Here is a 1,134-nt window from a genome sequence, read left to right on the forward strand (position 1 = left end):
GCTGCGGCGGTTTTGCGTTTGAGGGGGGGAGGGAGTGATGCCCAATAACGGTCTATTTTCCGCCCTTCACTTGGCGCAATAGTTCGGTAACTCTTTCGCAACTGCGTAGAGAGACTGATATGACGCCCCCCATTGAAAAGGCTGCCCCTTCTTCAGCCGAGTTGGACCCCGCTGCGATGTCTGCGATTCGGAATGTCATGGCTGATGCGGAGGGTGCTCCGGAGCCACGCGCCGGTTCGGGCGCGGCAGAGCCCCCGGTGTCTCCTCGGCGGCCGGGGCGCGTGGCTTTTCCGGACTTGCCGGAGCCGGAAGCCGTAGAAGTTGATATCAGGAAACCATCGCGCCGTCAGCGTGCTGCGAAACGTCCTCCGGCCCGGGCGGTGATCCTCTGCCTCCTGGCGTTGGCGGTGGTTCTACGCCCTTGGTTGGTGTTCGGCGTGCTATTTATCACCGTGTTTATCGTGTTGGGGGTCTTCCTTGCTCTTGGCTATGATGGGTTTTGGCAGCGGGCGATGGCGCTTGGGCGCTGGTATGCCGCGCGGCGGCCCGAGCGTGCGGCGACGCTTCATGCGCGGTTGGATGCTTTCGCGATAAAATGGGACGCTGTGCTTGACCGATTCCCCGAAGGCACGGTTGATGGGTTGTACCTTCCCGACTTTGGCGAGATGGCAGAGGCTGAAGCGCGGCACGACGCGGCGCTTGACCGCCGGTTCGATCGTCTGCGCGACCCGGAAGCCTGAGGCGCGCGCGAAGATGTCTTGAAACTAGGGGGCGGACCCGTTACATCCGCCCAATCGGGCAACAGGGAAAGATGTCATGGCCACCACCAATCCGCTTCAGTTCATCCAGCAGGTTCGCACCGAAGTTGCAAAGGTTGTTTGGCCGACAAAGCGCGAAGTGATGCTGACCACGGTGATGGTCTTTATCCTTGCGGCGCTGACGGCGGTTTTCTTTGCAATTGTCGATATCCTGATCCGCGGCGGCTTGCAGCAGATCCTTGGGATGTTCGGCTGAGCACCGCCCGCATGGGTGATTTTATCTTTACACCCTTGAAACCTGCGTCTGCGCGGGCTATTGCGCAGACCTGACCTGAAAAGGGCGTGCGGCGATTCGAGTTGCGCGCCGATTTTTTGT

General features: G+C 60.5%; 2 protein-coding genes. Both read left to right on the top strand.

Features of this window, described 5'->3' with window-relative positions; genetic code table 11:
* Nucleotides 1–437: 437 nt before the first annotated feature.
* Entirely contained in the window at nt 438–740 is a 303-nt protein-coding gene (locus FCK22_RS16995; RefSeq protein ID WP_136720682.1) for a hypothetical protein, read from the top strand.
* Nucleotides 741–816: 76 nt separating this feature from the next.
* Nucleotides 817–1,014, top strand: a complete 198-nt coding sequence (gene secE / locus FCK22_RS17000) for a preprotein translocase subunit SecE (protein ID WP_007118815.1) — start codon at nt 817–819, stop codon at nt 1,012–1,014.
* Nucleotides 1,015–1,134: the final 120 nt, after the last annotated feature.

Source organism: Sulfitobacter sp. 15WGC (assembly GCF_005068605.1).
Taxonomy (GTDB): Bacteria; Pseudomonadota; Alphaproteobacteria; order Rhodobacterales; family Rhodobacteraceae; genus Sulfitobacter; species Sulfitobacter faviae.

What these genes read in the sequence shown, in the direction of transcription:
- secE (WP_007118815.1), top strand. Translation starts at nt 817, where the DNA reads ATGGCCACCACCAATCCGCTTCAGTTCATCCAGCAGGTTCGCACCGAA.